We start from the raw sequence: 25,767 nt of genomic DNA, 5'->3' as shown, positions 1-25,767 counted from the left end.
ATCAGTTCGCTGCGAGTCGCGAAACACTCTGAGGGTATCGTCATGTTAAATCCGGGGGCGCTGGACCTGGCGCGCATTCAATTCGCGTTTACGGTCTCGTTTCACATCATATTTCCCGCTATCACCATTGGGCTGGCCAGTTTCCTGGCGGTGCTCGAAGGCCTGTGGCTGAGAAGCAACAACGCGGTGTACAAGGACCTGTATCACTTCTGGTCAAAGATTTTTGCCGTCAACTTCGGCATGGGCGTGGTCTCCGGGTTGGTCATGGCCTACGAGTTCGGTACCAACTGGAGCCGTTTCTCCGACTTCGCCGGGAGTATCACCGGGCCGTTGCTCACGTATGAGGTGTTGACGGCATTTTTCCTTGAAGCAGGCTTTCTCGGGGTCATGTTGTTCGGCTGGAACCGTGTAGGACGAGGGCTGCACTTCTTTGCCACGGTGATGGTCGCCCTCGGTACGTTGATCTCGACTTTCTGGATCCTGGCGTCCAACAGCTGGATGCAGACGCCACAGGGCTTCTCGATCGTCGATGGGCGGATCATGCCGATGGACTGGCTGGCCATCGTCTTCAACCCGTCGTTCCCGTTTCGCCTGGCACACATGGCCATCGCCGCGTTTGTGGCCACGGCATTCTTTGTCGGGTCATCGGCGGCCTGGCATCTGCTGCGTAAAAACGACACGCCACACATCCGCAAGATGCTCTCGATGGCGTTGTGGATGGCGTTGATCGTGTCGCCGATCCAGGCGGTGGTCGGTGACGCCCATGGTCTGAATACCCTGGAACATCAACCCGCGAAAATAGCCGCCATGGAAGGGCATTGGGAAAACGTCGGTAACGAGCCGACGCCGCTGGTGCTGTTTGGCATCCCGGACATGGGGGCCGAGAAGACCCGCTATGCCATCGAAATCCCTTACCTGGGCAGTCTGATCCTGACCCACAGCCTGGATAAACAGATCCCTGCGCTCAAGAGCTTCCCCAAGGAGGACCGTCCCAACGCGACGATCATTTTCTTCAGCTTCCGGGTCATGGCCGGGCTGGGCATGTTGATGATCCTTACGGGGGTGCTGGGTCTTGCGTTACGCCGCAATGGCGCGCTGTACCGCAATCGGATGTTCCTGCGCCTGGTGCTGTTTATGGGGCCGACCGGTCTGATCGCGATGCTGGCGGGCTGGATCACCACCGAAGTCGGTCGTCAGCCGTGGGTGGTCTACGGGCTGTTGCGCACGGCCGATGCCGCGTCCAATCACACCGTCACGCAACTGAGCATTTCGCTGGCGTTGTTTGTGTTGATCTACTTCTCGGTGTTCGCGGTGGGCATCGGTTACATGATGAAACTGGTACGCAAGGGGCCTCAGCCGCATCACGATCATCCGCCGCAAGGTGGTCCTGGCCAGGAGCGTACGCCACGCCGCCCCCTGTCCGCCGTCGCCGAGACGCTTGCGTCCAGCGATCACGTCAACTGAGCAAGGGGATTGAACATGGGTATTCAAGGCATCGATTTGTCGTTGATCTGGGGCGTCATCATTGCCTTCGGGGTGATGATGTACGTGATCATGGACGGGTTCGACCTGGGGGTGGGCATCCTGTTTCCGCTGATCCCCGATGCGCAGGAGCGCGATGTGATGATGAACACCGTCGCGCCAGTATGGGATGGTAATGAAACCTGGCTGATCCTCGGTGGGGCAGCGCTTTACGGTGCGTTTCCACTGGCTTACTCGGTGATTCTGGAGGCGTTGTACCTGCCGCTGATGTTCATGCTGGCCGGGTTGATCTTCCGCGGCGTGGCGTTTGAGTTCCGCTTCAAGGCCAGTCCTGAAAAGCGTCATATCTGGGACCTGGCCTTTATCGGCGGCTCACTGCTGGCGACGTTTTGCCAAGGCATCGTGATCGGCGCGTACATCGCAGGTATTGCGGTCGTCAATCGGCAGTTTGCCGGTGGCACCCTGGATTGGCTGGCACCGTTCCCGTTGTTCTGTGGGGTTGGTTTGATTGTCGCTTATGCGTTGCTCGGCAGTACCTGGTTGCTGGTCAAGACCGAAGGCATGCTGGAGTCACGTATGCGCCACTACACCCGGCCGCTGGCGTTTGTGCTGACGGCAGTCGTCGCGGTGCTCTGCGTATGGACGCCATGGCTGCATCCCGAGATTGCGACACGCTGGTTTACCCACGCGCACATCGTGGTGTTTGGCGGGTTGTTGGTCCTGGGTGTGCTGGCGCTGTTCGGGTTGCTGCGCGCGTTACGCCAGTATCATTCCCATTGGCCCTTTGTGTGCACCCTGGCGCTGGTGTTCCTGGGTTATATCGGATTGGCGTTCAGTATCTGGCCGAACATCGTTCCACCGTCCATCAGCCTGTGGGAGGCGGCTTCGCCCCCTACAAGCCAGTTGTTCATCTTGATCGGCACGTTGTTCATCCTGCCGATCATCTTGATGTACACCTGCTGGAGCTATTACGTGTTCCGAGGAAAAGTGAGGATAGGCGATGGCTACCATTGATAGCGAAAACACTGAAGTGTCGGCTGCACAAAACGAAGCCACCCTTTGGTATCGGCAGGTGCTTTGGTAGGTAGACCGTTACCGGTCGACTTGGAAAAGCTCGTGCCGGACGGTCATTAAGGAGGGGCAGGCGCGGGTCTTGAACGACGCCGCGCCTGAGTGGACATGGGTTATTTGGCTTTCAGGCCATAGGTCTTGTTGGCAAAGGTAGCAATTGCATTCGCCATGGCTTGTGGTTGTTCGGGAGCCATGGCATGACCGGTTTTTTTCAGCACGACGACCACAGGCCCGGATTTTTCATGCTCGACGACGGCGGCGACTTCCTTGGCAAAGTCGTGAACGGAGAGATTTTCCATGGGACCGACGCTTTTGCCGATGCCGCGCGGTTCAGGGCGTAAAATCGCGGTGGCGCTGGAAGAAAGCGACTCGATCGAACGCTTCAACGTGCGCTGGAACTGATCGAAGGCGTTGACGTCTCGCGCCAACGCCTCATCAATTCACAGCATGCGGCGCAGGACGTCGCGTCGAGGATCCTGGTCGTAGAACCGGTGCTTGAGGGCGCCGGCGATATGGAACAGGATCAGCCCGAGCAGGGTATAGGCGAGTACTTTGTGCAGCCATTGGAAGACGACGAACCAATCGTCGTTTTTCGCCAGGAGCTCCGGCAGGTTGACCCCAAAAAAGAACACCCCGTCGCTCATCGTGTATGTGCTCGACATGGAGTAACCCATCAACGGCACGATCACCAGCAGCACATACATGAGGCGCTGTGTCAGTCGTGACAGGAACCTTTCATACCCCTCCAGCGTTTCCAGCGGCTGCGGCAACCTGGGAGTGCGCAAACGCACGGCGAGCTGAGTCAGGATAACCAGAAACGTCAATACCCCGAAGGACTTGTGCCAGGGGTAATAGAGCTCGTATTTGCTCGCCACCTCATCATTCAGACCGGTCATGTGCCAGCCTGCCCAGAGGAGGCCCAGGACGAGCACGGCGCGCACCCAGTGCAACAGGCGCAGGGAGGTCGGATACCGATCGGTTGTCTGTTGGTCTATCGGGTTCATTAGTCTCTCCATTGATTATCAAAGGCATCAAGCACTTTTGAACGTCCACCCTCTACTGTACAAAGCTTGTGGGGTGGTTCGTCTGGACAGGGATTATTTTCAGCTGGGCAGCAGCACGGTGATGACTTTCTCCTCGGTGTAGGCCTGCGCGCCGCTGAACCCACCTTCACGTCCGATACCGCTGGTCTTGACGCCGCCCCAGGGCAGATTGGCGTCCAGCGGGCTCCAGCAGTTGATACCCACGGCCCCGGCCTTCACAGCGGCGGCGACGCGGTGCGCGCGTACCAGGTCAGCGGTCCAGACCGTGGCCGCGAGGCCGTAGGTGGAATCGTTGGCCAGTGCGATAGCTTCTTCTTCGCTATCGAACGTGATCAGCGTGCCGACGGGCCCGAAGATCTCGTCCCGGGCGATCGCCATGTCGTTGTTGGCGTTGGCAAAGATCGTCGGGCGGACAAACCAGCCCCGCTGGGGCGTCGATACGCCGCCGGCCAATAGAGTTGCACCTTGGTCGATGCCCTGCTGGATGTAACGGTTGACACGATCGAACTGCGCTTTCTTGGCCACCGGGCCCATCTGTACGCCGGGCTGGCGAGGGTCGCCCACGTTCACCGCCTGCGCGGCTTCAGCCAGCGCTGCTCCGAAGCGATCGGCGATACTGCGGTGCACCAGGATGCGCGAGCCGGCGGCACAGACCTGGCCCTGGTTGGCGAACAAGCCGAGCGCACAGCCGCGCAAGGCGTCTTCAAAGGAGGCATCGTCGAACACGATCTGCGGGCTTTTACCACCCAGCTCCAATGCCACGCGCTTGAACAGCACACCGGCGGTGCGCTGGATCTCGCGCCCGGCCTCGGGGCTGCCGGTGAAGCTGATCTTGGCGACGTGTGGGTGTTCGCACAAGGCGCGACCCACCTCGTTGCCGTAGCCAGTGACCACGTTGATCACGCCGTCGGGGAATCCCGCTTCCTGAGCCAGCGCCGCCAGGTGCAGGGCGGACTGCGGCGTCTCTTCCGAAGGCTTGATGACTACGGTGCAGCCTGCTGCCAGCAGAGCGGCAAGCTTCCAGACGGTGATCATCAGTGGCGAGTTCCAGGGGACGATCGCGCCGACCACGCCCACCGGCTCCCGTACCGTGTACGAAAGAGTCTTGGTGCCAAAGTAGCCACCGGTGGGAATGGTGCGACCTTCCAGCTGGTTGGCCCAGCCGGCGGCGGCGCGAAGATTGGCGATCGCGTTGGGCAGGTCCATCCGGCGTGGTTCGATGGGGGAGCGGCCGATGGCGTTGGCATCCAGGTCGGCCAGCCGTTCGGTGTCGCGTTCAACCAGGTCAGCGAGTTTCGACAGCAGTCGGCCACGTTGGGCCCCGTCGAGTTGGCTCCACGCACCGCCCTCGAGCTGGCTGCGCGCGGCCGCCACGGCACGGTCCACGTCCTCGGCCGTGCCGCGCGCGGAGCTGGCGTACACCTGTTCCGTCACGGGATTGACCAGGTCGATGCGACGGCTGTCGGCGCCTGCGAAGGACGCGCCTGCGATGAAGTGATTCAAGTGCTCAGTCATTTTGCGCTCCATAAGTAGTGTGCAAGATCACGCCTCGAGGGAGGCCAGGGCGTCGCCGAAGATGTCCAGTGCCTTGAAGAACAGCTCGCGAGAGATGGTCAGCGAGGGCATTACGCGCATCACGTTGCTGTAGCGGCCACAGGGAATCATCAGTACGCCGTGGTTGAGCAGGTAGCCCATGAGTTGGCCGATCTTTTCGCCCGACAGGGGCGCCTTGCTGACCGGGTCTTCGATCAGTTCGATACCGATCATCAGGCCGCGCCCGCGCACTTCACCGACGAATGGGCTGTTGAAGCCACGAATATGCTCCTGTGCCTCCAGTCCCAGCGCGTGAGCGCGGTTGAGCAGGTCGAGCTCCGGATCCTGCAGGATGCTGATGTTGGTCAGCGCCACCGCCGCCGACAACGAGTTGGCGGCGAAGGTGTTGGGCATTGATCCGTCGGGAATCTGCGCCGCCAGGTCCGAGCGCATGATCAGGCCGGCCATCGGCAGGTCGCTGCCGATGCCTTTGCCGAAGGTGAGCATGTCGGGCTTCACGCCGGAATGTTCGACGGCCCACATCTTGCCGGTACGTCCCGCGCCGGACTGCACTTCATCGACGATCAGCAGCGTGCCGCTGCGGTCGCAGGCCTGGCGCAAGAGTTGCAGGAATTCCGGTGAGGGCGGCACGTAGCCACCTTCGCCTTGTACCGGCTCCACGATCACGGCGGCCACATCGTCGGCGGCGGTATAGGGGGTGTTCAGCAGATAGTCCACGTACTCGCCGGCGATCTGCTCGGCGCTTTTGTGGGTGGTGTCGAAGGGGAAACGATAGGCATACGGGTAGGGGGCGTGAATGACGCCGCCCATCTGGGCACCGTAGCCCTTGCGGTAGGCCGTGCCTGTCGTCAGGGAACCCGAGGCGTTCCACACGCCATGGTAGCCACCATGGAAGGCGATGATCTGGTGCCGCCCGGTGATGCGTTTGGCGAACTTGATGGCGGCCTCTAGCGCATCGCTGCCGCTTTGCGTGAAGAAGGTGATGCAGTCGCCACGCAAACCCTCGGGCGCGATCTCGGAAAGCTTGGCGGCCAGTTCGGTGCGCCGGGTGCTGTTGATTTCCAGGGCATGCATCAGCACTTCGGATTGTTCGCGGATCGCCTGCACCACCTTGGGGTGGCAGCGGCCTACGCTGCTGACGCCTACGCCGGCGGACAGGTCGATGTAGGTGTTGCCGTCCGGGTCCTTGAAGGTCGCACCGAAGGCGCGGTCCATGGCCACCGGCATACGTCCGCCACCGCGTGCCATCGACTCGGTACGCGCCGACAGCGCCAGCGCCTCGCAGGTCTTGGGGCCGGGCATTACGCTGGAGATAATCTGCGGGGCGTCCGCGAAGTGCAGGGATTCAAGTTTGGCTTCACTCATGACGGTCTCTCTGGAGGGTCGATTCAGGTGTCTCGATCATCTCCGGGGCGAGTTCCAGGCTGGTAGCCCGAATCGGCACATGGGTACGTACACGCGAACCCATGGTCGATTCCACAAACAATTTGCAGGACTTGTGCTATGTGCGAGTATCAAGCGGGACGGCGATCTAAAAACAAGAATATTGGTAGAGGCTTGTGACCCAATGAAAAACCAGACGATCAGCCACTTTCGAGATATCCATGTCCATGCGGCCACTGTCCAACAGTGGAGCCAGGACTACAGCCAGCTGACCGCCGGCTCTGCCGAGAGTTCGCTCACGCAACTGACGACGGCGGGTTGCCACTTGTTTCTCGAGAGGATCAACCAGCGTGTCGTGCAGAACGGCGTGGCCCCTCGAGGCAAGATGTGCTTTGCAGTGCCGATCAACGTCCCCGGTTCGATTCGGATGCAAGGGCGCGAGGCGGATGACAGCAGCCTGTTCTTTCTTCACGGTGGCGAAGAGTTCATGTTCCATATGCCGATGGGCATGGAGCTGCTGTCCATTACCTTTGAGCGTGAACTGTTTGAACAGGCGCTGGAGCAAACGGCGTCGTCAAAGGAACTCAACCAGTTGCTGCGCCAGCCGGTGATCAGGTTTTCTCCTCAGCGTTTCGCACAGGCGCGGCGCCGATTGCTGGCGTTGTTCTCCCAGGCCCTGGTGCATGAAGATCCCGACGGCACGCGAGATCATGAGCGGGCGCTGGAGCAGGCCATGCTCGATGAGTTGTTGCAACTGATGACCGACCCGGCCTGTGACAAGCACCAGCGCAGCCCCAGCTCCACGCGCAGTTTCATTGTCGAAAAATGCCACCGCCTGACGACCGCGGAAATGATCAACGTGCCCAGCGTGATCGAGTTGTGCCAGCGACTCCAGGTGAGTCGGCGCACGGTGCAGAACAGCTTCCGTTCGGTCGCCGAGACGACGCCGCTCAATTACTTGCGCTCTGTGCGGCTCAACGGTGTACGCCGAACCCTGATGTCTACCCGCGCCGCCGATCTCTCGATCGGTGATGCCGCCGCCCAGTGGGGCTTCTATCACCTGAGCCATTTTGCGGCGGAGTATCAGGAGCTGTTCGCGGAGTTGCCGTCCCATACCGCTCGCGCTGCCATCACCGGTTGCTTGCCTGCCTGAACACGAAGGGATTTGGATACACCTGAAATTGCCTGCGTCGTCTGCTCAGGATGCGCAGTGTTTCGCCGTGGGTGCTTGCGTTACCGATTTGGGATACCGGGGCGTTGCTGGGCAGGCATAGGATCAATGCCAGCGTAGAACAAGAACGACAAGCTATTCGGTGACGGTGATCAGCCGGCTGCACCGATCCTACCGCGACTGCCTCATACAATAAGGTCAACAACATGAGTGTATCTAACCCGGTCAACAGCTCCACGGAGCTCAAGCGTGGCGCCCTGGGTGTGGGCTTTATCATCTTCTTCGTGGTATCGGCGGCGAGCCCGTTAAGTGTGATCGCCGGAGGCTTTCCGATCGGCATCATGCTGGGCAACGGCGCCGGCACCCCAGCACTGCTGATCCTGGCCTTGCTGGTGCTGCTGGCGTTCTCGGTGGGTTACACCACCATGTCCCGTCACCTGACTAACGCCGGCGGTTTCTATGCGTTCACTGCCCGAGGGTTGGGCGGCCTGGCCGGTGGCGCCGCCGGGGTGCTGGCGATGTTTGCCTATAACATCCTGCAGGTCGGGCTGTATGGCATGTTCGGCGGTGTGGTCAGTGGCACCATGGCAAGTGTGTTCGGCCTGGTGCTGCCCTGGTGGTCCTACTCGTTGATGGCGATGGCGAGCATTGCGATCCTGGGCTATCGCAAGATTGACCTGTCGGCGCGGGTGCTGTCGGTGATGGTGATTGCCGAATACCTGGCGATCCTGATCCTGGACTTCGCCATCCTCAAGTCCGGTGGAGACAGTGGCATCAACCTTGAAGCCTTCGACCGCAGCCATGTGTTCAGCGGCACACCGTCAATCGGCTTGCTGTTCTGCTTCGCCGCCTTCATCGGCTTCGAGGCCACCACCATTTACGGTGAAGAAGCCAAAAATCCTCAACGTACCATTCCGATTGCCACCTACTGCTCGGTGTTGCTGATCGGTGGTTTCTACGCGCTGTCGGTGTGGTCGATGGTGGTGGGGGCGGGGGCGGACAAAATCGTGCCGATACTGCAGGCCTTGCAGGACCCGACCACGTTTATCTACGGCATGTCTGACCACTTTGTCGGGCCTCATCTGACCCAGATCATTCGCGTGTTGTTCATGGTCAGTATCTATGCCGGGCTGTTGGCGTTTCACAACGCCGCGGCGCGTTACTTCTATGCCATCGGCCGTGACGGCTTGTTGCACAGCCTGTTGGGCACCACCCATCGGGTGCACCAGAGCCCGCATATGGGCTCGGCATTGCAGAGCCTGATTTCGGCCGTGGTGGTGCTGGTGTTCGCGGCGCTGGATGCCGATCCGATCCTGCAACTGTTTGCCTGGTTGTCCAACCTGGCCACCCTTTGCGTGATTTTGCTGATGGCGCTCACCTCGGCAGCCGTGTTGGTGTTCTTCCGAAGCCGCCCCGCGCTCAAGGTCGGGGTCTGGCGTGGGCAGGTGTTTCCCGGTTTCTCCTGCCTTGCCTTGTTGGCGGTGCTGGTCCTCGCGGTGGTGCATTTCGATGTGCTGACAGGGGCAAGCGTGGCCTTGTCCTACGGCCTCTGCGCCATTATTCCACTGGCCCTGCTGGGGGGTGTGTTTCTCGCGTCGAGGTTGCGCAAGGCGGCGCCGCAGCGGTTCCTGGCGTTGGGCAGCCACAAGCTTTAAGGCGTGGCCGACGGTGCTTGCTTACTCAGCTTGACCAGCAGCGCTGCGATCAACAGCAGGGCTGCCGATGCTGCCAGTACCGCGACAAAGCCTGCGTCAAACGCCGAACGCGCGAGTGTGGTCAGCATCGCGTTACCCTCGGGTGACAGCGTCTCGGCGACCACCAGCGCATCGTCAAGACTCTCGAATGCCGCGGGGTTTCGGGTCAGCCACGACGGAATCATCAGGCTCGCCGAATAGGCATAAATCGCCGAGAACAGGCTGCCCGCCAGGGTCACTCCCATCGCCCCGCCCAGTTCAAAGGACACTTCCTCGATGGAGGCGGCCATGCCGGCTTTATCGGTGGGCACGCTGAGCATGATAGTGCTGGACGAAGCGGTCAATGCCGCACCAATCGTCAGGCCCAGCAGCGCAAGGCTGGTGATTTGCAGGGAAACCGCGGCGTTGTACAGCAACAGGTAGGCCAGCATCGCCACTGACGAGAGGAGCAACGTCCAGAACAGCATCCGCTGGTTCCCCAGGCGCGGCAGGTAGTAACCGGCCAGCGGCCCGGCGACGAAGGAACCCAGTGGGAGAGGGAGGATGAATAATGCCGCCTCCAGTGGCGACATGCCGAGTACCAGTTGCAGGCGTTGGCTGAACACCAGCTCCATGCCGATCAGCGCAGCGGCCGACACGACCGCTGAAATGACGGCATTTCTGAAGCCTGGCGTTGTGAACAGGGCCAGGTCGAGCATTGGCTGTGTGGCACGGCGTTGGCGTCGAATGAACAGCGTCAGGAATAGTGTACCCAGGACGACCGCCACCAGCATGGCGTCGAAGGAGGGCACCCGTTTGCCGAACTCCTTGATCGCATACGCCAGGCTGATCAAGCCGATCATGACCAGCAGCGAACCCAGCCAGTCCCAGCGCTTTCGGGTATCCCCAGGATGATTCGGGATCAACAGCGCGCCGAGGACCAATGCCACCAGCACAATGGGCACGTTGATCAAAAACACCGAGCCCCACCAGAAATGGTCCAGCAACAGGCCGCCGACCACCGGGCCGAATGCGGCGCCTCCAGAGGCCACTGATGCCCAGATGCCGAAGGCCATGGCCTGTTCGCGCGGGTCGGTAAACGTCAACCGGACGATGGCCAGCGTGGCCGGCATCATCATCGCCGCGCCGACGGCCAGAAAGCCGCGGGCACCGATCAATACGCTCGCTGATGGCGAGAAGGCGGCGATCAGCGAGAACAGGCCAAACACGCCCAGCCCGACGATAAACAAGCGTTTGTGCCCTAGACGGTCACCGAGTGTGCCCATGCCCAGCAGTAGCCCGGCAGCGATCAATGCATAGATATTGATGATCCAGAGCTTTTGCGAGGCCGAGGCATCGAGCTCACGGGTCAGTGTGGGCAGGGCGGTGTACAGCACGGTCATGTCAATGACGATGAGCAGCAGTGCGCTGGAAATAATCGCCAGGATCAGCCAGCGGCGTGGAGAAATCATGACGGGTGCTCAATGATTGAGAGTTGAAAACCGGCCACTGTAACTCAGTCAAGGCGCCAGCAGCGCCGTGCCTCCTTACACACGGAAATGACCGACCAACTGCTGTTGATGGTTGGCCATTTCATGGAGTGAATCACTGGCCCTGGATGCATCGTTCATCCGATGGGTCAGTGTTTCGCTGATGCCGCGAATATCAACGACACGATGGCTGATATCTTCCACCACGGTGCTTTGCTCCAGGGCCGCGCCTGCAATCTGCTGGTTCATTTGTTCGATCACATTCACGGCCTGGGAAATATTCTCCAGTGCGGCGCGGGTCTGTTGTACCTGGATCACGCTGCTACCGGCTTGCTCGCGGCTCAGTTGGGTACTGTGCACCAGCTCCTGGCTCAGCTGTTGCAGTGTCTCTATCACCGTGCGGACCTGCTCGACCGAGCTCTGGGTGTTGCTGGCCAGGTGCCTGACCTCATCGGCCACCACCGCGAAGCCGCGTCCCTGTTCGCCCGCCCTGGCCGCTTCGATGGCCGCATTCAACGCCAACAGGTTGGTCTGCTGGGCGATGGTGCTGATGACGTCCAGCACCTGGCCGATCTGGGCGCTGCTGGCGGCGAGGGCATGCACTTGCTTGAGGGTGGTGTCCAGGCGCTGGTCGAGGTTTTCGATACTGCGCTCGGCGCTGGAAAACACCGCCTGACCTGATCGGCTCGCGCTTTCAGCGGCGGTCGCGGCGTCTGCGGCACTGTGGGAGCTGCGCGCCACTTCCTGGGCGCTGGCACTCATTTCGTGAAGCGCGGTCGCGGCCAGCTCCACTTCACGGTACTGGCGTTGCATGCCTGCGCTGACTTCCCGGGCAATTCCCGATGAGGTATCGGCACTGTTGCGCGTATCCCGGGAGGCGACTTGAATGTCGCGAATAATCGGCTGCAACTTGTCCAGAAAACGGTTGAACCCATTGGCCAATTGGCCCAATTCATCGTGACGCCCGGCGGGCAGGCGCCGGGTGAGGTCGCCGTCGCCTTCGACGATGGCATCGAGCAGTCCGGCCATCTTCAACAGCGGGCGGGTCACGCCATAGGCAGCCAGCCAGATCAGCAACATGCCCAGGCTGCTGGCAAGGATGCCCAGGCCCAGGTTGAGCCAGTTGGACTCACGGCTTTTGTCGTCCAGTTCACTTTGCATCTGTCGGGCAGGTGCCTGCACCCGTGCTTGCGGGACCTTGAAAGCCAATTGCCAAGGGGGGTTGCCTGTCACGGTCTGTACGGCCTGGCGTATATCGAGCGTAGCGCCCGAGACGTCACCACTGCGTCCCGCCACTTGACCCGAGGACGACAGAATGGTCACTTCGCTGTTGCCTTGGTACAGGTCCTGGCCGAGGTTGGCGGCCAACTTTTGCAAGGTGTCGAGGCTGATGTCCATGCCAACCACGCCGAGGGCCTTGCCGTTGACGATCAGGGGGATGGAAATGCTGCTCATCAGGACTTTTCGGCCTTCCACTTCGATGGTGTAGGGCTCGACCACACAAATCCGCTTTTGTGTCTGAGGGCAGGTGTACCAGGCGTTTTCCGGTTCGCTGCCGGCTGGTGCAGTGTTGGCGGCGATTTGTGCCTCGCTCAGCACCTCCTGCACCAACTGCCCCGGCTGGCTCTGCGACCAATACAGCGCAAAGCGGCCGGTTTCATTACCCGCCAGCGCGCGTTGGCCGCGCCAGTCAGCGTCAGCGCCGGCCAGCGCGTCAGGCAGCATGATGACGTATAGGCCGAGTACTTTTTCGCGCTTTTTCAGTGTTTCACGGGCTGTGCTGATCAGCGCTTCGCGTAGCTGCGCAACCGTGAGACGTCCATTGAGCGTTTGATCGCGCAGTTGGAGAACCTGTTGCGCGAACCCTTCGCCATACAACGCGGTTTCGTTGAAAAAGCGCTCCACCTGTTGGCCATGAGCAACGGCCTGGGCCTGCAAGTGCTCTAACGCGGCCTGCTCGAGCAACTGGCTGCTCTGCTCTTTGAGCAGCTTTGCACTGGTTTGATTCTGGTAAGCGCAAGCGCCTATCAGTGCTCCCACCACAGCCAGCAGGCAGAGTCCGCTCAGCAGTGTGATTCGCCATTGGATGGTGAGGTGAGCTAGACGCATGGCTGAGGCTTCCTATACAGGACGTTGGCAATCATGGGCTGGGGAGCGAGCCCTCGTTTTTATTGGCTTTGCCGGCATTCGGGTATAGCGCGGGTGATGCCAGGTTGCGGGGATGGCAGGTCGGGAGGCTATCCCGAATCGGCAAGAGCTGCGGGATTGACCGTGCAACCTCGACCTGTTTTGGGGCGGCGCTTGGGATGCTACCGATTTGGGATAGCGAGCGATCGAGGGGCGGGCATAGGATCAAATTCAGCGCGCAACTAAAACAAAAACGCTAATCGGTGCCGATGCCGTTTGATCGGACCCACCCTACAGCGACTGCCTCATACAACAAGGTCAACAAAATGAGTGTATCTATCCCGGTCAACAGCTCCACGGAGCTCAGGCGTGGCGCCCTGGGTGTGGGCTTTATCATCTTCTTCGTGGTATCGGCGGCGAGTCCCTTGAGTGTGATCGCCGGTGGCTTCCCGATTGGCATCATGCTGGGCAACGGCGCCGGTACCCCGGCGTTGTTGATCCTGACCCTGCTGGTGCTGCTGGCGTTCTCGGTGGGTTACACCACCATGTCCCGGCATCTGACCAATGCCGGCGGCTTTTATGCGTTCACCTCCCGTGGCCTGGGTGGCTTGGCGGGTGGTGCGGCCGGGGTGTTGGCGATGTTTGCCTATAACATTCTGCAGGTCGGGCTGTATGGCATGTTCGGTGGGGTCGTCAGCGGCACCATGGCAAGCGTATTCGGCCTGGTATTGCCGTGGTGGTCCTACTCGCTGATAGCGATGGCGAGCGTTGCGATTCTGGGCTATCGCAAGATTGACCTTTCCGCGCGGGTGCTGTCGGTGGTGGTGATCACCGAGTACCTGGCGATCCTGATCCTGGATTTCGCTATCCTGAAAACCGGCGGTGACAGCGGCATCAACCTTGATGCGTTCGACCGTAGCCACTTGCTCGGCGGTACTCCGTCCATCGGCCTGTTGTTTTGCTTCGCGGCTTTCATTGGCTTCGAGGCCACCACCATTTACGGTGAAGAAGCCAAAAATCCTCAACGTACCATTCCGATTGCCACCTACAGCTCGGTGCTGCTGATCGGCGGTTTCTACGCGCTGTCGGTGTGGTCGATGGTGGTGGGGGTGGGCGCGGACAAAATCGTGCCGATGCTGCAGGCCCTGCAGGATCCCACGACGTTTATCTACGGCATGTCCGATCACTTCGTCGGGCCTCATCTGACCCAGATCATTCGCGTGTTGTTCATGGTGAGCATCTATGCCGGGCTGCTGGCCTTTCACAACGCCGCGGCGCGTTATTTCTATGCCATCGGCCGTGACGGCCTGTTGCACAGTCTGTTGGGCACCACCCATCGGGTGCACCAGAGCCCGCACATGGGCTCGGCGTTGCAGAGCCTGATTGCCGCGGCGGTGGTATTGATTTTCGCGGCCTTGGATGCCGATCCGATCCTGCAACTGTTCGCCTGGTTCTCCAACCTCGCCACCCTCTGCGTCATCTTGCTGATGGCACTGACCTCCGTTGCGGTATGCGTCTACTTCCAACGTCATCCCGAACTCGATGTCGGGCTCTGGCGAGGGTGCATCCTGCCCGGTTTCTCGTGCCTGGCGTTGATGGTCGTGCTGGTACTGGCAGTGGTGCATTTCGATGTACTGACCGGAGCCAGCCAGCTGCTGTCCTACGGCCTCTGCGCCATTATTCCCGTGGCCCTGATCATCGGCGTCGTTCTCGCCGCGCGACTGCGAAGGATCTCGCCACAGCGGTTTCTCGCCTTGGGCAGCCACAAGCTTTAAGGCTGCACTCGATACAACTCGATTGACCGGGCAATACCGGCCTGCCAATTGCGTGACTGGCGAGCAAGGGTCCGGCAGGCCGGCCCTGGTCGCGAACGTGGCACCAATACCAGAAAAATCCTTCAAAGGCGCACCACGAGGAGCTTGAGCCATGCGGTATTCATCACGTCGCCCCGTTTTCGGTAGCACGCTCGTGAGCACATTGGCGCTTTGCGCCATCAACCAGGTGCATGCCTATGAGTTGTACAGTGATGAGAGCCGTCACCTCAACGCAGACATGACGGCGGTGTTCGGCCAGTTCAACAGTCGCAAGAACTACAATGGCACACCAGGAGGCTCTACCTGGCGTGAAGGCTTTATCAAATACGGGTTGAGTGGCGACCAGGCCCTGGCGGACAAGGGAACCGCCTATGGGGCATTCGCCCTGGTCAGTTCCGCCACCTGGGGCGACGGCGACCCGGCCGGCAATACCCTGGGTAGCGAGCGCAAAACAAAGACAGAGGACGCCTACCTGGGATGGCGCTCCGGCGACCTGTTTCCTGGATTGGGCAAGGACGGCGTCGATGTTTCCGGCGGGCGCCAGGTGGTCAAGCTGGGCCGGGGATTCCTGATCAACGATGACGGGCCGAACCTGGGCAAGGGGCCGGCCAATGGTGCTATGAACCGTGGCGGCGCTTATTACCTGGCGGCACGGCATGCGTTCGATCAAACCGCGTATTTGCGCCTGGGTGGGCAAGACAGCTTGCACGGCAGCCTGCTGTGGCTCAAGTCCGACAACCGCGCCCAGGCTGAAACCGAACTGGCCGCCGGCACGCTGGATTACACCACCAAGCCGGGTACGCTGGGGCTGACCTGGATACACGGTATCGACGTGAATGATCAATGGGCCAGCGACTTGCAGCGCCAGCGCAAAGGCATGAACGTCTACAGCGTGCGCGGTGAAGGGGATGCGGGCATCAAGAACGTCAGCCTGGCGTTCGAATACGCCTGGCAGGACAAGGACGCCGGGCCGGAGCAAGCCTGGTACGGCGAAGCGGGCTACACCTTCGCCGATACCGCCTGGGCGCCGAAGGTGACCTATCGCTATACCCGCTATTCACAGAAATGGGATTCGCTGTTCACCGGCTTGAGCATGGGCTACGGCACCTGGCTGCAGGGTGAAGTCGCCGGCAATTACGCCGGCCCATTCAACAGCAATACCGGCATTCAGCACGTCGGGCTGAAGGCAACCCCGCTGGAAAACCTGACCTTGGGCGCGCTGTACTTCGATTACCAGACGGTGCGCACCCGCAATGCGCTGAACCTCAATGCCCGTGAGCTGGATGTCTACGCCGAGTGGGCGGTGAACCCGCACTTGATTGTTACCCCACTGATTGGACTCTACAAACCCAGGCGGGACTCAACCACGGGCGGCAATCAAGTCGGCGGCAATGGCACCAACCTGTACAGCCAGTTGACGGTGGCTGTTCCGTTCTGATCGCGCCTGCGCTGCGTCCATGGCAAGAGACCGTTGGTTGATCCATGGGCTAGGACCCGCTGCTGCTCGACTGATTACGCATGTTTTCGGCGATGCGCCGAGTGGTCTCCACGACCATTTCGATCACTGTTTCCTGGCGCAGCAGCTTGAAGCTCTGAGTGCTGCCGACGGCGGAGAGGCTGCCGACCACTTCGTCGATGTCCGCCTGGATGATGGGGGCGGCGATGCCGGTCAGACCCAGGTTGAGTTCATCATGGGTCAGGCAGTAACCGTCCTTGCGGATCTTTTTCACCGCCTTGGAGAAGTCTGGCCAGTCATAAGGCCTGGCCGGGTCGTTGGCCATATGTTCGTCGAACAAGCGTTGCAAACGACGACCTTTCTGAAAGGCGATCAATACCTTGGATTGCGCGCCGCGAAAAAACGGCAGCGGTTGCCCGCGCCCGAACGCAAAGTGATAGGTGTCGGTGGGTTCGGCGATGTAGGTGTTGATGATGCGACCGTCATAAAAAACGCTCGCAAACACGGCCAGACCCGTTTGCGCGGACAGCTCGTGCATCAGCTCGCGTCCGGCAAGAAGGATCGGATCGTACTGACGCATCATCCAGTCCAGTTCGATGACCCGCGGCCCCAGGCCATAACTACCGGCGTCCACGCGGGTCAGCAGGCCGGCCTCGCACAAATCCTTGACGTAACGGTACACGGTTGCCCGTGACAGACCCATGCGCTCGGCAATGGTGTCGGGGTCGATCTTCAACGTCTGTGGACCGAACAGGTCCAGGACACTCAGTAATTTGCTCAGACTGCTCATTTCGTTCCTAAAGAAGGGGCGGCACGTGTTTCGTTCCAGCGTTGACCAGGCAGCCTGCGGGAGCGCCAAGCGCTGTCGCAACACTACCTCAGTGAAAGAAAAACGCAATCTCGAGCGCGCCGAATTGCCTGAAAAATATGTATAAATCTCAATAATCGAGATAAATATATATAAATTGCTTGTTGGTAGAATATTTTTGTGTGATAAATCTCATCACTGCAAATGCTCAAGCAAGAGGGCTGAAAATGAATGGTGCGCAACTGATAGTGAATGCGGCGGCGGCAAGCGGTATCGAATACTGCTTCGCCAACCCCGGAACCACCGAAATTCCGTTGGTGGCGGCCATGGCCAGCGCACCTGCACTCAAGCCGGTGTTGTCGTTGTTCGAAGGGGTGTGCACGGGGGCAGCGGATGGGTATGGCCGGATTGCCGGCAAGCCGGCGATGACCCTGACGCACCTGGGCCCGGGGTTTGCCAACGGCATCGCCAACCTGCACAACGCGCGTCGTGCCAATACCCCCATCGTCAACGTGATCGGCGATCACGCGTCATGGCATGTCAACTACGATCCGCCGCTGGCCAGTGATATCCAGGCCTTGGCCGGGACCGTCTCCGGTTGGGTGCGCACCTCACGCACGGCGTCGGGTATCGGCGAGGATTTGCAGGAGGCGGTGCGGGCGGCCTGGCAGGCCAAAGGGCAGATCGCCAGCCTGATTCTGCCCATGGACCTGCAAGCCAGCGCTGTGACGCACAACGGTGTGTTCGCGCCGATGCGGGCACCGGTTCGGCGGTTTGCCGGTGACCGGGTCGAGACGGTGGCGCAGGCATTGCGTGATGGGCAGCGCCTGGTGTTTATCGTCGGCGATGAGGGCTTGTCGGTCGCTGGGCTGGAAGCGGCGGGGCGTCTGGCCCAACTGCCTGGCGTGCGCTTGTTTGCCGAGACCTTTCCACGGCTCAGCTACCGTGGCGGTGGTTTGCCGGACCTGGACCGCCTGCCGTATTTCCCGGAAGTGGCCATTGAAATCCTCGAGCAGTACGACCAGGTCGTGTGTGCCGGGGTGCCGGAGCCCGTCAGTTATTTCGGCTACGAAGGCATCCCGTCGCGCCTCGCGGAGCGTGAGCGTCTGCTGGCGTTGGCCGATGTCGGCGACGATGTCGCCGGCGCGCTGACGGCGCTGGCCGATGCCATCAATGCACCGGCCTACGTGCCGACGCCGCAGGGCATCGAACTGCCACCCGGCCATCTCGAGCTCACACCTCAGTCCGTCGGCCAGGTGTTGGCCGCATCGCTGCCGGACGACAGCATTGTCTCCGTGGAAGGCGGCACCTGCGGCTATCCGTTTTTTACCGCCTCCGCCCGCGCCGCGCGGCATCGGGTCTTGACCAATACCGGTGGTGCTATTGGCCAGGGTATTCCGGTGGGATTCGGTGCCGCCTTGGCGGAGCGGGGCAACCGCGTGTTTTGCCTGCAATCCGACGGCAGCGCCCAGTACACCATTCAAACCCTGTGGAGCATCGCCCGTGAGCGGTTACCGGTGGTGATCCTGATTGCCGCCAACCATCGCTACGCGATTTTGCAGAACGAACTGCGCCGCTTCGGCATGACCGAAATGGGGCCCGAAGCCCTGCGCCTGACGGAACTCGATAGCCCGCGGATTGACTGGAAGGCCCTGGCCAAGGGCTACGGCGTGCCGGCCTGCACGGTGCGAACCAATGCCGAACTGCAACGGGCGCTGGCCAATGCCAATGCCGACGGCGGTCCTTGCCTGATCGAAATGGCGCTGTGAAGGAGTCGATGATGAAACAGTTCGAAGTGCTACCTGCCGTGCAACACTTTCTTTCCCGGCCTGGCCGCCTGTTTATCGGTGGCAGTTGGCAGGACGCCGCGGCTGGCCGGCGGTTTGCCGTGGAAAACCCGGCGACTGAAGAAACCCTGGCGGAAGTGGCCCAGGGTGACGCGCGCGACGTGGATGCCGCCGTTGCGGCGGCCCGCGCGGCATTCAATGGTGCCTGGGCGCTGCAGTCACCGGCCCAGCGCGGTTTGCTGCTGTTTCGGCTGGCGGACCTGCTGGATCAGCACCGCGAGGAGCTGGCGCAGTTGATCACGCTGGAGAACGGCAAGCCCCTCTCGGCGGCTCGGGGTGAAGCGGCCAGCGCGGCGACCATCATTCGCTACTTCGCCGGCTGGCCGACCAAGATCGAAGGCAGCACGCTGCCCGTGTCGCCGGCCAGCGGTGCGCCGATGCTCAACTACACCTTGCGTGAGCCGGTAGGTGTGTGCGCGCTGATCGTGCCGTGGAACTTCCCGTTGAACATGTGCGTGTGGAAGCTTGGCCCCGCGCTGGCGACGGGCTGTGTCGCGGTGCTCAAGCCCGCCGAGCAAACGCCGTTGGTGGCGATTCGACTGGTGCAGTTGATCGAGACCGCCGGGTTTCCACCGGGGGTGGTCAACCTGATCACCGGCCTGGGCGCGGAAACGGGCGCGCCGCTGGCGCAGCATCCCGACGTGGACAAGATCGCCTTTACCGGCTCGACCCAGGTCGGCCGGCTGATCGCTCAAGCGGCCACCCGCAACATGAAAAAGGTTTCGCTGGAGCTGGGGGGCAAGTCGCCGAACATCATCTTGCCGGACGCCGATATCGTGCGCGCCGCCAAAGGCGCCGCCGATGGCATCTTCTACAACCAGGGCCAAGTGTGCACGGCCGCCTCGCGTTTATATGTGCACGCGAGCGTCCTTGATCAAGTGCTGGAAGAACTTCAGCGGCATGCCGCCGCCCACGTCCTCGGTAACGGCTTGGACCCGGCCAGCAGCATGGGCCCGCTGGTGTCCGGCCGCCAATTGAGCACGGTCAAGGGCTACCTGCAACGCGGTCAGGAGGAGGGCGCCGAACTGATCTGCGGTGGCGGCCGTCCGGCCCACCTGGAGCGCGGTCACTTCATTGCGCCCAGCGTGTTCCTCGATCGCGCCGAGCGTGCCTGTGTTGCCCGCGAAGAGATCTTCGGCCCGGTACTGACCGTCATGAGCTGGACCGAAATCGATGACCTGGTGCTGCGCGCCAACGATTCTCCCTATGGTCTCGCGGCGGGCCTGTGGACCCGCGACTTGCGCTCGGCGCACCGCGTGGCGGCGCAGCTCAAGGCCGGCTCGGTCTGGATCAACTGCTGGAACGTGGTCGATGCGGCGTCGCCGTTCGGCGGCTACAAGCAATCCGGCTGGGGCCGGGAAATGGGTAAAAACGTGATCGATGCCTACACCGAGACCAAGAGCGTCTTCGTCGATCTGGCCTGAACCGAATAATCACAAGAGGAAATGCTATGGATCTGGAATTGAAAGGCCGCGTGGCCATCGTCACCGGCGGCGGTATGGGCATCGGCAAGGAAGTCGCACGTTTTCTGTCCGAGGAGGGGTGCAAGGTGGTGATCTGCGCACGCCGCATGGAGTTTCTCCAACAGGCTGCCGAAGAGATCAGCGCACAGACCGGCAACGAAGTACTGCCGCTGTACTGTGACACCAATCAGATGTCGGCCGTGTCTGACATGGTCGAAGCCGCGCATAAACACTTCGGTCGTATCGACATCCTGGTCAACGGTGCCGCAGCGCCGTCCGGCGTGGTGCGCAATGACATCGAACATGCCGGCGACGACGAGTTGCTGTCGGACCTCAACACCAAAGTGATCGGCTACTTCCGTTGTGCCAAGGCCGTTACCCCGCATATGAAGGCTGCCGGCTTCGGTCGCATCATCAACATCGGCGGCCTCACCGGGCGCAGCAGCAAAGTCCTCTCGGGGATGCGCAACCTGGCGATTGCCCATATGACCAAAACCCTCTCCGACCAGTTGGGCCCTTCGGGCATCACGGTCAACCTGATTCACCCCGGCGTGGTGGATACCCCGCATATCCGCGAGCTGTACGAGCGCGAAGGGATCAAGCAGGGCAAGACCGCGGAACAGGTCGAGCAGGGCTACATCGACGCGACGCCGATTCGTCGCACCCTGGCACCGATTGAGATGGGCTGGCTGATCGGTTTCCTGGCGTCGCCCAAGGCCGCTGCGGTGACCGGGGAATCCATCGGCATCGACGGCGGCTTGACCCGTGGCATCTTCATCTGAGGAGCAACAGCGATGAGTAACGGAACCCTTTTGGTGGCCACCGTAGGGCAAGCGGTGATCCGCAGCGCCGACGATGGCCGTACCTGGCACCGCCTGGGCCTGGGGCAGGACCTGGAGTTCGACGCCATCACCCGATCCTTGAGCGTGCACCCCGGCGAGCCGGAGGTGATCTACGCCGGCACGGACGTCGGTTTGTGCGTCAGCCGCGACACCGGCGGCCATTGGCAGCGGGTCGACTCGCCGTTCAACGGGCAGACGGTGTGGAAAGTCGCCGTCGACCCGCAGGACGCACAACGGATTTTCGTCGGCACCGGTGCGCCTTCGCGCGCCGTACTCTGGCGGACCCTGGACGCGGGTCTCAGTTGGGATCGTGCGCCGGTGGAGATTCCGGAGTTCTGCGACGGGGTCAGCCGCCCACGCCTGCTGGCCTTCGCCTATGACCCGACGGACCGTAACCAGCTGTGGTTCGGCCTTGAGGAAGGCGGGCTATTTCATTCCCGTGACGGGGGTGACAGCTGGACGCGGGTCGATGATCGGCTGCTGTGGGACTACAACTCGGACGTCCACAACATCCTGGTACTGCCCAATCATGGCCAGAAGGTCATCGTGGTGGTCTGCGTCAACGCCGTCTACCGCAGCCTGGATGAGGGGTTGACCTGGACCGGCATTGTCGGTCGAGAAGCGTTCGGCCTGTACTACATGCGTTCCATGAACGCGCCGTTGGGCACGCAAAGCGACCTGTACCTGAGTATTTCCGATGGCACGCCCGGCTCCACCAGCAAGATCCTGGTCTCCCATGATGCTGCGCTCAGCTGGGAAGTGCTGCCACTGCCGCAACAACCCAACTCCTGTGTCTGGGCCATCGCCTTCAATCCGGCAAACCCGCGACAGATCGTGGCGGGAACCAAGTATGGGCACTTGTTCACCTCCGAGAGTGGCGGTGATGGCTGGCAGAAACAGTGGCGGGAATTCAGTGAGATCGCCGATGTGCTCTGGACCCCCGCAGTGGCGCAGATCAAGGCGGGGCACCAATCCATCGTCAAAAAAGACTGAGGTATCACGCCATGAAAGTCGAGATCCTTCGTACGCACTTATCGCTCTGGGTAAGTGACCCTGATGTGTCGGCACGCTGGTACGCCGACATCCTGGGCATGCATGAAAGTGCCCGAGGCGAAAGCTGGGTGATGATGGCGTTTGGCGGCAAACATCACGACATCGCCTTGATTCGTGCAGAGCCTGGCGCCCATCAGGGTGGGCTGGGGTTGCAGCACTACGGATTGGAAATCGCCGGGGACATGACCACCTTGCGACAGCTCTACGGCATGTTGCTGGGCAAGGGGGTCGAGGTGGTGAAGATCACCGACCACGAAATCGGCCATGGCGTGTACTTCAACGACCCTGACGGCAATCGCATGGAGTTCTTTCTTGAGACCGAGCACGACGATGCGCGTGGCAAGGCGCGGTTCAAGGCCGCCGGCGCGCCGAGCCGACATTTCAATCTAGACCCACTGGACCCACTTTGAGGCAACCCTGATGAAAATCGCGAATTTTGCAACCTATCACATCCGCAAATGGTACAGCTTTGTCGAAGAAACCCTGGCCAACGAAAGTGGCCAGTTGGCCGATGGCGAACCGTTGTTCAAATATGCCGTCGCCGCCGTGATCGCCAACCCCTATGCCGGTCGCTACAGCGAGTCGCTGACCGAGTTGGTGGAACCGTCGCCGCTGCTGGGCGAAGAGTTCGGTCGTCGCATTCAGGCGCTGGCCGGCTCGCGGGAGATTGTCAGCTACGGTAAAGCTTGCCTGGTGGGCAGTCAGGGCGAGTATGAACACGGCAACGCGTTCCTGACCAACCCGGCCGCCGATCCGGTACGCCTGGCGCTGGGCGGCGGCAAATCCTGGGTGCCGTCCACCGGCAAACGCGGCGGTCCGGGCTCGACCATTGATGTGCCGCTGGCCCACAAGGATGCCCTGTATGTGCGCTCCCATTACGACAGCATGTCGTTGATGTTTGGTGACGGTCCCGCGCCGGATGAGGTGATCGTGATCTGGGCTTTCGCCACGCGCGGGCGTTTGCACGCGCGGCTGGGGGGCCTGCAGGCGGCGGACGTCAAAGGCCTGGATGGGCTGCACTGATCGCCGCGCACGGCTTTTGCGTCGCCGGATTAAAACCACAACAAGAAAGCGGTGAATAGCGATGAAGCAGGAGAAAACCCAGGTTGTCATTGTCGGCGGTGGCCCCAACGGGATCACGGCCGCGCACTATATGGGGATGTACGGTATCGACTGCGTCGTCCTTGAGCTTGCCGACTGCATACTGCCTTACCCTCGCGCGGTGGGCATGGATGACGAAGCACTGCGGGTGCTGCAGGGCATCGGCATTGCCGACCTGGCCGTGCGCGACATGATCTGCGATGTACCGCTGCGCTATTACAATGCCCGCGGTGTGTGTTTCGCCGAGGTCAAGCCGAGTACCGCCCATTACGGCTGGCCAATGCGCAATATTTTCATGCAGCAGTTGCTGGAAGGCACGCTCCGCGAAACCCTGGGGCAGCGCGCCAGCGTGGTGTTGCGCCAAGGCCATGAAATGCTCGAACTTGAGCAGGACGGGCAGGGCGTGACATTGCAGGTGCGCGATGCCCAGGGCGAGATTTATCAACTGCGGGCCGACTATGTGATCGGCGCCGACGGCGGACGCTCCACCGTGCGTAAAAAGCTCGGGATCGAGCTGCTGGGGCTGACACACCCGCGCAAATGGATGGTGGTCGATACGGCCAACGACACCCTGGATGCCCCCTTCACCGCACTGCATGCCGACCCGCAACGGCCCTTCGTGTGCATCTACCTGCCGTACCAGCAGCGTCGCTGGGAGTTCATGCTCCTGGAGGGTGAAGATGAGGCGAAGATGTGCGAGGAAAGCACGATTCGTGATTTGATCCGTGGGCATATCGGCGACGCGGTCGAGCCGTTGAACATCATCCGCATCCGCGCCTATACCCACCATTCCAGGATCGCGGCGCGGTTTGTCCAAGGGCGTGTGGCGCTGGTGGGGGATGCCGCGCATATTTCGCCACCTTGGGCCGGGCAGGGCCTCAATTCCGGGCTGCGGGACGTGGCCAACGTCGCCTGGAAGCTGGCGGCAATCATCCAGGGGCGCGCCTCGCATTCGATCCTCGCCAGCTACGACCAGGAACGCCGCGGGCACGCCACCGAACTGGTGGCCCTGGCCGACAATATGGGCGCGGTATTGGGGCTGACCAACCCGTTGATGGCCGGCGTGCGCGACTGGCTGTTCCAGGCGGTGAACAGCGTCGACGACCTGCGCTCGCATCTGCTGGAGTTCAAATTCAAACCCAAGGCCACCATTACCAAGGGCCTGGTCCATCATGAACGTGCCGAATTGCGTGAGGACGATCTGGTCGGCCAGTTGTTTGTGCAGCCGTCTATCGAAGACGCCCGGGGGCAGCGTCGACGCCTGGATGAAGTGCTGGGCAACTCCTATGCGGTGCTGGGGTATCGGGTGAATCCGCGCGAGCAGCTCAGCGAGGAAATGGCGGCGTACTGGGCGCGCTGGGACACGCGTTTTATTCAGGTCAATCGTTCGCGCAGTGGGATAGGCCGTCACCAGCCATTGACGGCCACGGACGCCATCAGTGTGGAGGACGTGGATAATCGCCTGGGCGAATGGTTCTCCAAAGTACGCGACTGCATCGTGGTGGTGCGCCCGGATCGGTTTGTCGCCGCCATTACCACGCCGCAGCGGCTTGAAGGTGTACTACGCAAATTGGCCGAGCAACTGTCATGAACAGCGGCAACGCGTTACTTGACCGGCTGCATCAGGCGACGCGCACGGTGCAAGCCATTGCGCCACTGGCCCCCGAGGCGATAGATCGGTCTGCCGGGTATGCGCTGCAGCGCCAGGCACTGGACCGTCGTCAGGCCGCCGGCGAGCAATTGAGCGGGTGGAAGATCGCCCTCGCCGGCAGCGCCGCGCAAAAGCGCTTCGGCCTTGACGAGCCGGTGTATGGCGGCCTCACGGATTGCATGGTGGTCGAGCCGAACACGGCCCTGGTGCTCTCGCGATTGATCCAGCCCAAGCTGGAGATCGAAATGGCGATTGTCCTGGGGCGTAGCCTGGTGCCGGGTGACTACCGCGACGAGGATATCCTGGCCGCCATCGGCGAGGTCGCGCCGGCGTTCGAGATCGCCGACTGCCGTTGGCAGGGCTGGGATTTTGGCGTGGGCGCCTTTCTTGCCGACAACGCCGCGGCGGGGCTTTATTGCCTCGGTCCGCGTATTCCTTTCGATCCTGTACAGCACGCCGGCGTGACGTATCGCCTGGAATGCGCAGGTGTGCTCTGCGGCTACGGGGATACCGGGGACCGAGAGGACCGCCCGCTGGCCAATCTGTGCTGGCTGATTCGACGTTTGCTGGCCGACGGTCAAGGTGTGGAAGCCGGGCAGGTCGTGCTGTCCGGGGCGCTGTTGCCACCGATGAATATCCAGCCCAGCACGTACCGCCTGCATATGTTTGGCATGGAACTGGCTTTGGTTTTCACGGCGGACACCGCCCTGTGTGAAGGCTAGCTGTCGTCATGGATGA

Annotated in this window: 21 protein-coding genes; 14 read left to right on the top strand and 7 right to left on the bottom strand. The window is 61.4% G+C overall.

Going from position 1 to position 25,767, the window contains the following annotated elements; translation table 11 throughout:
* Positions 1 to 42 precede the first annotated feature (42 nt).
* Together M5C56_RS05685 and cydB are read left to right on the top strand one after the other, a co-directional pair.
* Positions 43 to 1,464 (top strand): cytochrome ubiquinol oxidase subunit I, encoded by a 1,422-nt coding sequence (locus M5C56_RS05685; RefSeq protein ID WP_247263023.1) that lies wholly within the window; start codon positions 43 to 45, stop codon positions 1,462 to 1,464.
* Between the two features lie 15 nt (positions 1,465 to 1,479).
* Positions 1,480 to 2,496 (top strand): cytochrome d ubiquinol oxidase subunit II, encoded by a 1,017-nt coding sequence (gene cydB / locus M5C56_RS05680; protein ID WP_103498911.1) that lies wholly within the window; start codon positions 1,480 to 1,482, stop codon positions 2,494 to 2,496.
* A 170-nt stretch (positions 2,497 to 2,666) separates the two neighbouring features.
* On the opposite strand, the gene M5C56_RS05675 is transcribed toward cydB, so the two are convergent.
* From M5C56_RS05675 to M5C56_RS05660, 4 genes are all read right to left on the bottom strand, one after another.
* Positions 2,667 to 2,981: a hypothetical protein gene (locus M5C56_RS05675; RefSeq protein ID WP_247263024.1), complete on the bottom strand. Its 315-nt coding sequence runs from the start codon at positions 2,979 to 2,981 to the stop codon at positions 2,667 to 2,669.
* Positions 2,982 to 2,993: 12 nt separating this feature from the next.
* On the bottom strand, positions 2,994 to 3,557 hold the full coding sequence (locus M5C56_RS05670) for a cytochrome b (RefSeq protein WP_103498910.1): 564 nt from the start codon (positions 3,555 to 3,557) through the stop codon (positions 2,994 to 2,996).
* 99 nt (positions 3,558 to 3,656) lie between these two features.
* Positions 3,657 to 5,111, bottom strand: coding sequence for an aldehyde dehydrogenase family protein (locus M5C56_RS05665; RefSeq protein WP_103498909.1), 1,455 nt, complete (start codon positions 5,109 to 5,111; stop codon positions 3,657 to 3,659).
* 27 nt (positions 5,112 to 5,138) lie between these two features.
* Positions 5,139 to 6,515, bottom strand: coding sequence for an aspartate aminotransferase family protein (locus M5C56_RS05660; RefSeq protein ID WP_103498908.1), 1,377 nt, complete (start codon positions 6,513 to 6,515; stop codon positions 5,139 to 5,141).
* Between the two features lie 202 nt (positions 6,516 to 6,717).
* Here M5C56_RS05660 and M5C56_RS05655 point away from each other — a divergent pair, with 202 nt between their 5' ends.
* Together M5C56_RS05655 and M5C56_RS05650 are read left to right on the top strand one after the other, a co-directional pair.
* Positions 6,718 to 7,686 (top strand): helix-turn-helix domain-containing protein, encoded by a 969-nt coding sequence (locus M5C56_RS05655; RefSeq protein ID WP_103498907.1) that lies wholly within the window; start codon positions 6,718 to 6,720, stop codon positions 7,684 to 7,686.
* Positions 7,687 to 7,910: 224 nt separating this feature from the next.
* Positions 7,911 to 9,359, top strand: coding sequence for an APC family permease (locus tag M5C56_RS05650; protein ID WP_247263025.1), 1,449 nt, complete (start codon positions 7,911 to 7,913; stop codon positions 9,357 to 9,359).
* Here the strand turns inward: M5C56_RS05650 and M5C56_RS05645 are convergent.
* Complete coding sequence (locus M5C56_RS05645) at positions 9,356 to 10,849, bottom strand: MFS transporter (RefSeq protein ID WP_103499819.1); 1,494 nt, start codon at positions 10,847 to 10,849, stop codon at positions 9,356 to 9,358. The genes M5C56_RS05650 and M5C56_RS05645 overlap by 4 nt on opposite strands.
* A 75-nt stretch (positions 10,850 to 10,924) precedes the next feature.
* Entirely contained in the window at positions 10,925 to 12,976 is a 2,052-nt protein-coding gene (locus M5C56_RS05640; protein WP_103499818.1) for a methyl-accepting chemotaxis protein, read from the bottom strand.
* Between the two features lie 344 nt (positions 12,977 to 13,320).
* Between M5C56_RS05640 and M5C56_RS05635 the strand changes: the two genes are divergently transcribed.
* A complete protein-coding gene (locus M5C56_RS05635; protein WP_247263026.1) occupies positions 13,321 to 14,769 on the top strand; it encodes an APC family permease in 1,449 nt (482 codons plus the stop codon).
* Positions 14,770 to 14,920: 151 nt separating this feature from the next.
* Positions 14,921 to 16,246 (top strand): alginate export family protein, encoded by a 1,326-nt coding sequence (locus tag M5C56_RS05630; protein ID WP_247263027.1) that lies wholly within the window; start codon positions 14,921 to 14,923, stop codon positions 16,244 to 16,246.
* Between the two features lie 49 nt (positions 16,247 to 16,295).
* Here M5C56_RS05630 and M5C56_RS05625 read toward each other — a convergent pair whose 3' ends face one another.
* The gene (locus M5C56_RS05625; protein ID WP_103499235.1) at positions 16,296 to 17,054 is read right to left on the bottom strand and encodes an IclR family transcriptional regulator; all 759 of its coding nucleotides are present in this window, start codon (positions 17,052 to 17,054) and stop codon (positions 16,296 to 16,298) included.
* 245 nt (positions 17,055 to 17,299) lie between these two features.
* Here M5C56_RS05625 and M5C56_RS05620 point away from each other — a divergent pair, with 245 nt between their 5' ends.
* From M5C56_RS05620 to M5C56_RS05585, 8 genes are all read left to right on the top strand, one after another.
* Positions 17,300 to 18,841: an acetolactate synthase large subunit gene (locus M5C56_RS05620; RefSeq protein ID WP_103499234.1), complete on the top strand. Its 1,542-nt coding sequence runs from the start codon at positions 17,300 to 17,302 to the stop codon at positions 18,839 to 18,841.
* Between the two features lie 11 nt (positions 18,842 to 18,852).
* Positions 18,853 to 20,343 (top strand): aldehyde dehydrogenase family protein, encoded by a 1,491-nt coding sequence (locus M5C56_RS05615; protein ID WP_103499233.1) that lies wholly within the window; start codon positions 18,853 to 18,855, stop codon positions 20,341 to 20,343.
* 26 nt (positions 20,344 to 20,369) lie between these two features.
* Positions 20,370 to 21,164 carry an SDR family oxidoreductase gene (locus M5C56_RS05610; RefSeq protein ID WP_103499232.1) on the top strand — a complete coding sequence of 265 codons (795 nt, stop codon included), beginning with the start codon at positions 20,370 to 20,372 and terminating at the stop codon, positions 21,162 to 21,164.
* Between the two features lie 12 nt (positions 21,165 to 21,176).
* Positions 21,177 to 22,217: a glycosyl hydrolase gene (locus tag M5C56_RS05605; protein ID WP_103499231.1), complete on the top strand. Its 1,041-nt coding sequence runs from the start codon at positions 21,177 to 21,179 to the stop codon at positions 22,215 to 22,217.
* A gap of 11 nt (positions 22,218 to 22,228) precedes the next feature.
* Positions 22,229 to 22,687, top strand: coding sequence for a VOC family protein (locus M5C56_RS05600; RefSeq protein WP_103499230.1), 459 nt, complete (start codon positions 22,229 to 22,231; stop codon positions 22,685 to 22,687).
* 10 nt (positions 22,688 to 22,697) lie between these two features.
* Positions 22,698 to 23,300, top strand: a complete 603-nt coding sequence (locus tag M5C56_RS05595; RefSeq protein ID WP_103499229.1) for an amino acid synthesis family protein — start codon at positions 22,698 to 22,700, stop codon at positions 23,298 to 23,300.
* 61 nt (positions 23,301 to 23,361) lie between these two features.
* Positions 23,362 to 24,969, top strand: a complete 1,608-nt coding sequence (locus tag M5C56_RS05590) for a bifunctional 3-(3-hydroxy-phenyl)propionate/3-hydroxycinnamic acid hydroxylase (RefSeq protein WP_103499228.1) — start codon at positions 23,362 to 23,364, stop codon at positions 24,967 to 24,969.
* The gene (locus M5C56_RS05585) at positions 24,966 to 25,751 is read left to right on the top strand and encodes a 2-keto-4-pentenoate hydratase (protein WP_103499227.1); all 786 of its coding nucleotides are present in this window, start codon (positions 24,966 to 24,968) and stop codon (positions 25,749 to 25,751) included. Before M5C56_RS05590 ends, M5C56_RS05585 begins: the two co-directional genes overlap by 4 nt.
* Positions 25,752 to 25,767 lie beyond the last annotated feature (16 nt).

This window comes from Pseudomonas sp. MWU13-2862 (assembly GCF_023242495.1).
GTDB classification, from domain to species: Bacteria; Pseudomonadota; Gammaproteobacteria; order Pseudomonadales; family Pseudomonadaceae; genus Aquipseudomonas; species Aquipseudomonas gingeri_D.
The sequence above is the reverse complement of the archived record's forward strand: the minus strand, read 5'-3'. Positions and strand labels throughout refer to the sequence as shown.

Bases quoted from the DNA above. Each gene is read 5' to 3' on its own strand.
- M5C56_RS05635 (WP_247263026.1), top strand. From the start codon at position 13,321: ATGAGTGTATCTATCCCGGTCAACAGCTCCACGGAGCTCAGGCGTGGC.
- M5C56_RS05585 (WP_103499227.1), top strand. From the start codon at position 24,966: ATGAACAGCGGCAACGCGTTACTTGACCGGCTGCATCAGGCGACGCGC.
- M5C56_RS05590 (WP_103499228.1), top strand. From the start codon at position 23,362: ATGAAGCAGGAGAAAACCCAGGTTGTCATTGTCGGCGGTGGCCCCAAC.
- M5C56_RS05640 (WP_103499818.1), bottom strand. From the start codon at position 12,976: ATGCGTCTAGCTCACCTCACCATCCAATGGCGAATCACACTGCTGAGC.
- M5C56_RS05660 (WP_103498908.1), bottom strand. From the start codon at position 6,515: ATGAGTGAAGCCAAACTTGAATCCCTGCACTTCGCGGACGCCCCGCAG.
- M5C56_RS05670 (WP_103498910.1), bottom strand. From the start codon at position 3,557: ATGAACCCGATAGACCAACAGACAACCGATCGGTATCCGACCTCCCTG.
- M5C56_RS05630 (WP_247263027.1), top strand. From the start codon at position 14,921: ATGCGGTATTCATCACGTCGCCCCGTTTTCGGTAGCACGCTCGTGAGC.
- M5C56_RS05610 (WP_103499232.1), top strand. From the start codon at position 20,370: ATGGATCTGGAATTGAAAGGCCGCGTGGCCATCGTCACCGGCGGCGGT.
- M5C56_RS05665 (WP_103498909.1), bottom strand. From the start codon at position 5,111: ATGACTGAGCACTTGAATCACTTCATCGCAGGCGCGTCCTTCGCAGGC.
- cydB (WP_103498911.1), top strand. From the start codon at position 1,480: ATGGGTATTCAAGGCATCGATTTGTCGTTGATCTGGGGCGTCATCATT.
- M5C56_RS05655 (WP_103498907.1), top strand. From the start codon at position 6,718: ATGAAAAACCAGACGATCAGCCACTTTCGAGATATCCATGTCCATGCG.
- M5C56_RS05605 (WP_103499231.1), top strand. From the start codon at position 21,177: ATGAGTAACGGAACCCTTTTGGTGGCCACCGTAGGGCAAGCGGTGATC.
- M5C56_RS05645 (WP_103499819.1), bottom strand. From the start codon at position 10,849: ATGATTTCTCCACGCCGCTGGCTGATCCTGGCGATTATTTCCAGCGCA.
- M5C56_RS05625 (WP_103499235.1), bottom strand. From the start codon at position 17,054: ATGAGCAGTCTGAGCAAATTACTGAGTGTCCTGGACCTGTTCGGTCCA.
- M5C56_RS05615 (WP_103499233.1), top strand. From the start codon at position 18,853: ATGAAACAGTTCGAAGTGCTACCTGCCGTGCAACACTTTCTTTCCCGG.
- M5C56_RS05685 (WP_247263023.1), top strand. From the start codon at position 43: ATGTTAAATCCGGGGGCGCTGGACCTGGCGCGCATTCAATTCGCGTTT.
- M5C56_RS05650 (WP_247263025.1), top strand. From the start codon at position 7,911: ATGAGTGTATCTAACCCGGTCAACAGCTCCACGGAGCTCAAGCGTGGC.
- M5C56_RS05595 (WP_103499229.1), top strand. From the start codon at position 22,698: ATGAAAATCGCGAATTTTGCAACCTATCACATCCGCAAATGGTACAGC.
- M5C56_RS05620 (WP_103499234.1), top strand. From the start codon at position 17,300: ATGAATGGTGCGCAACTGATAGTGAATGCGGCGGCGGCAAGCGGTATC.
- M5C56_RS05600 (WP_103499230.1), top strand. From the start codon at position 22,229: ATGAAAGTCGAGATCCTTCGTACGCACTTATCGCTCTGGGTAAGTGAC.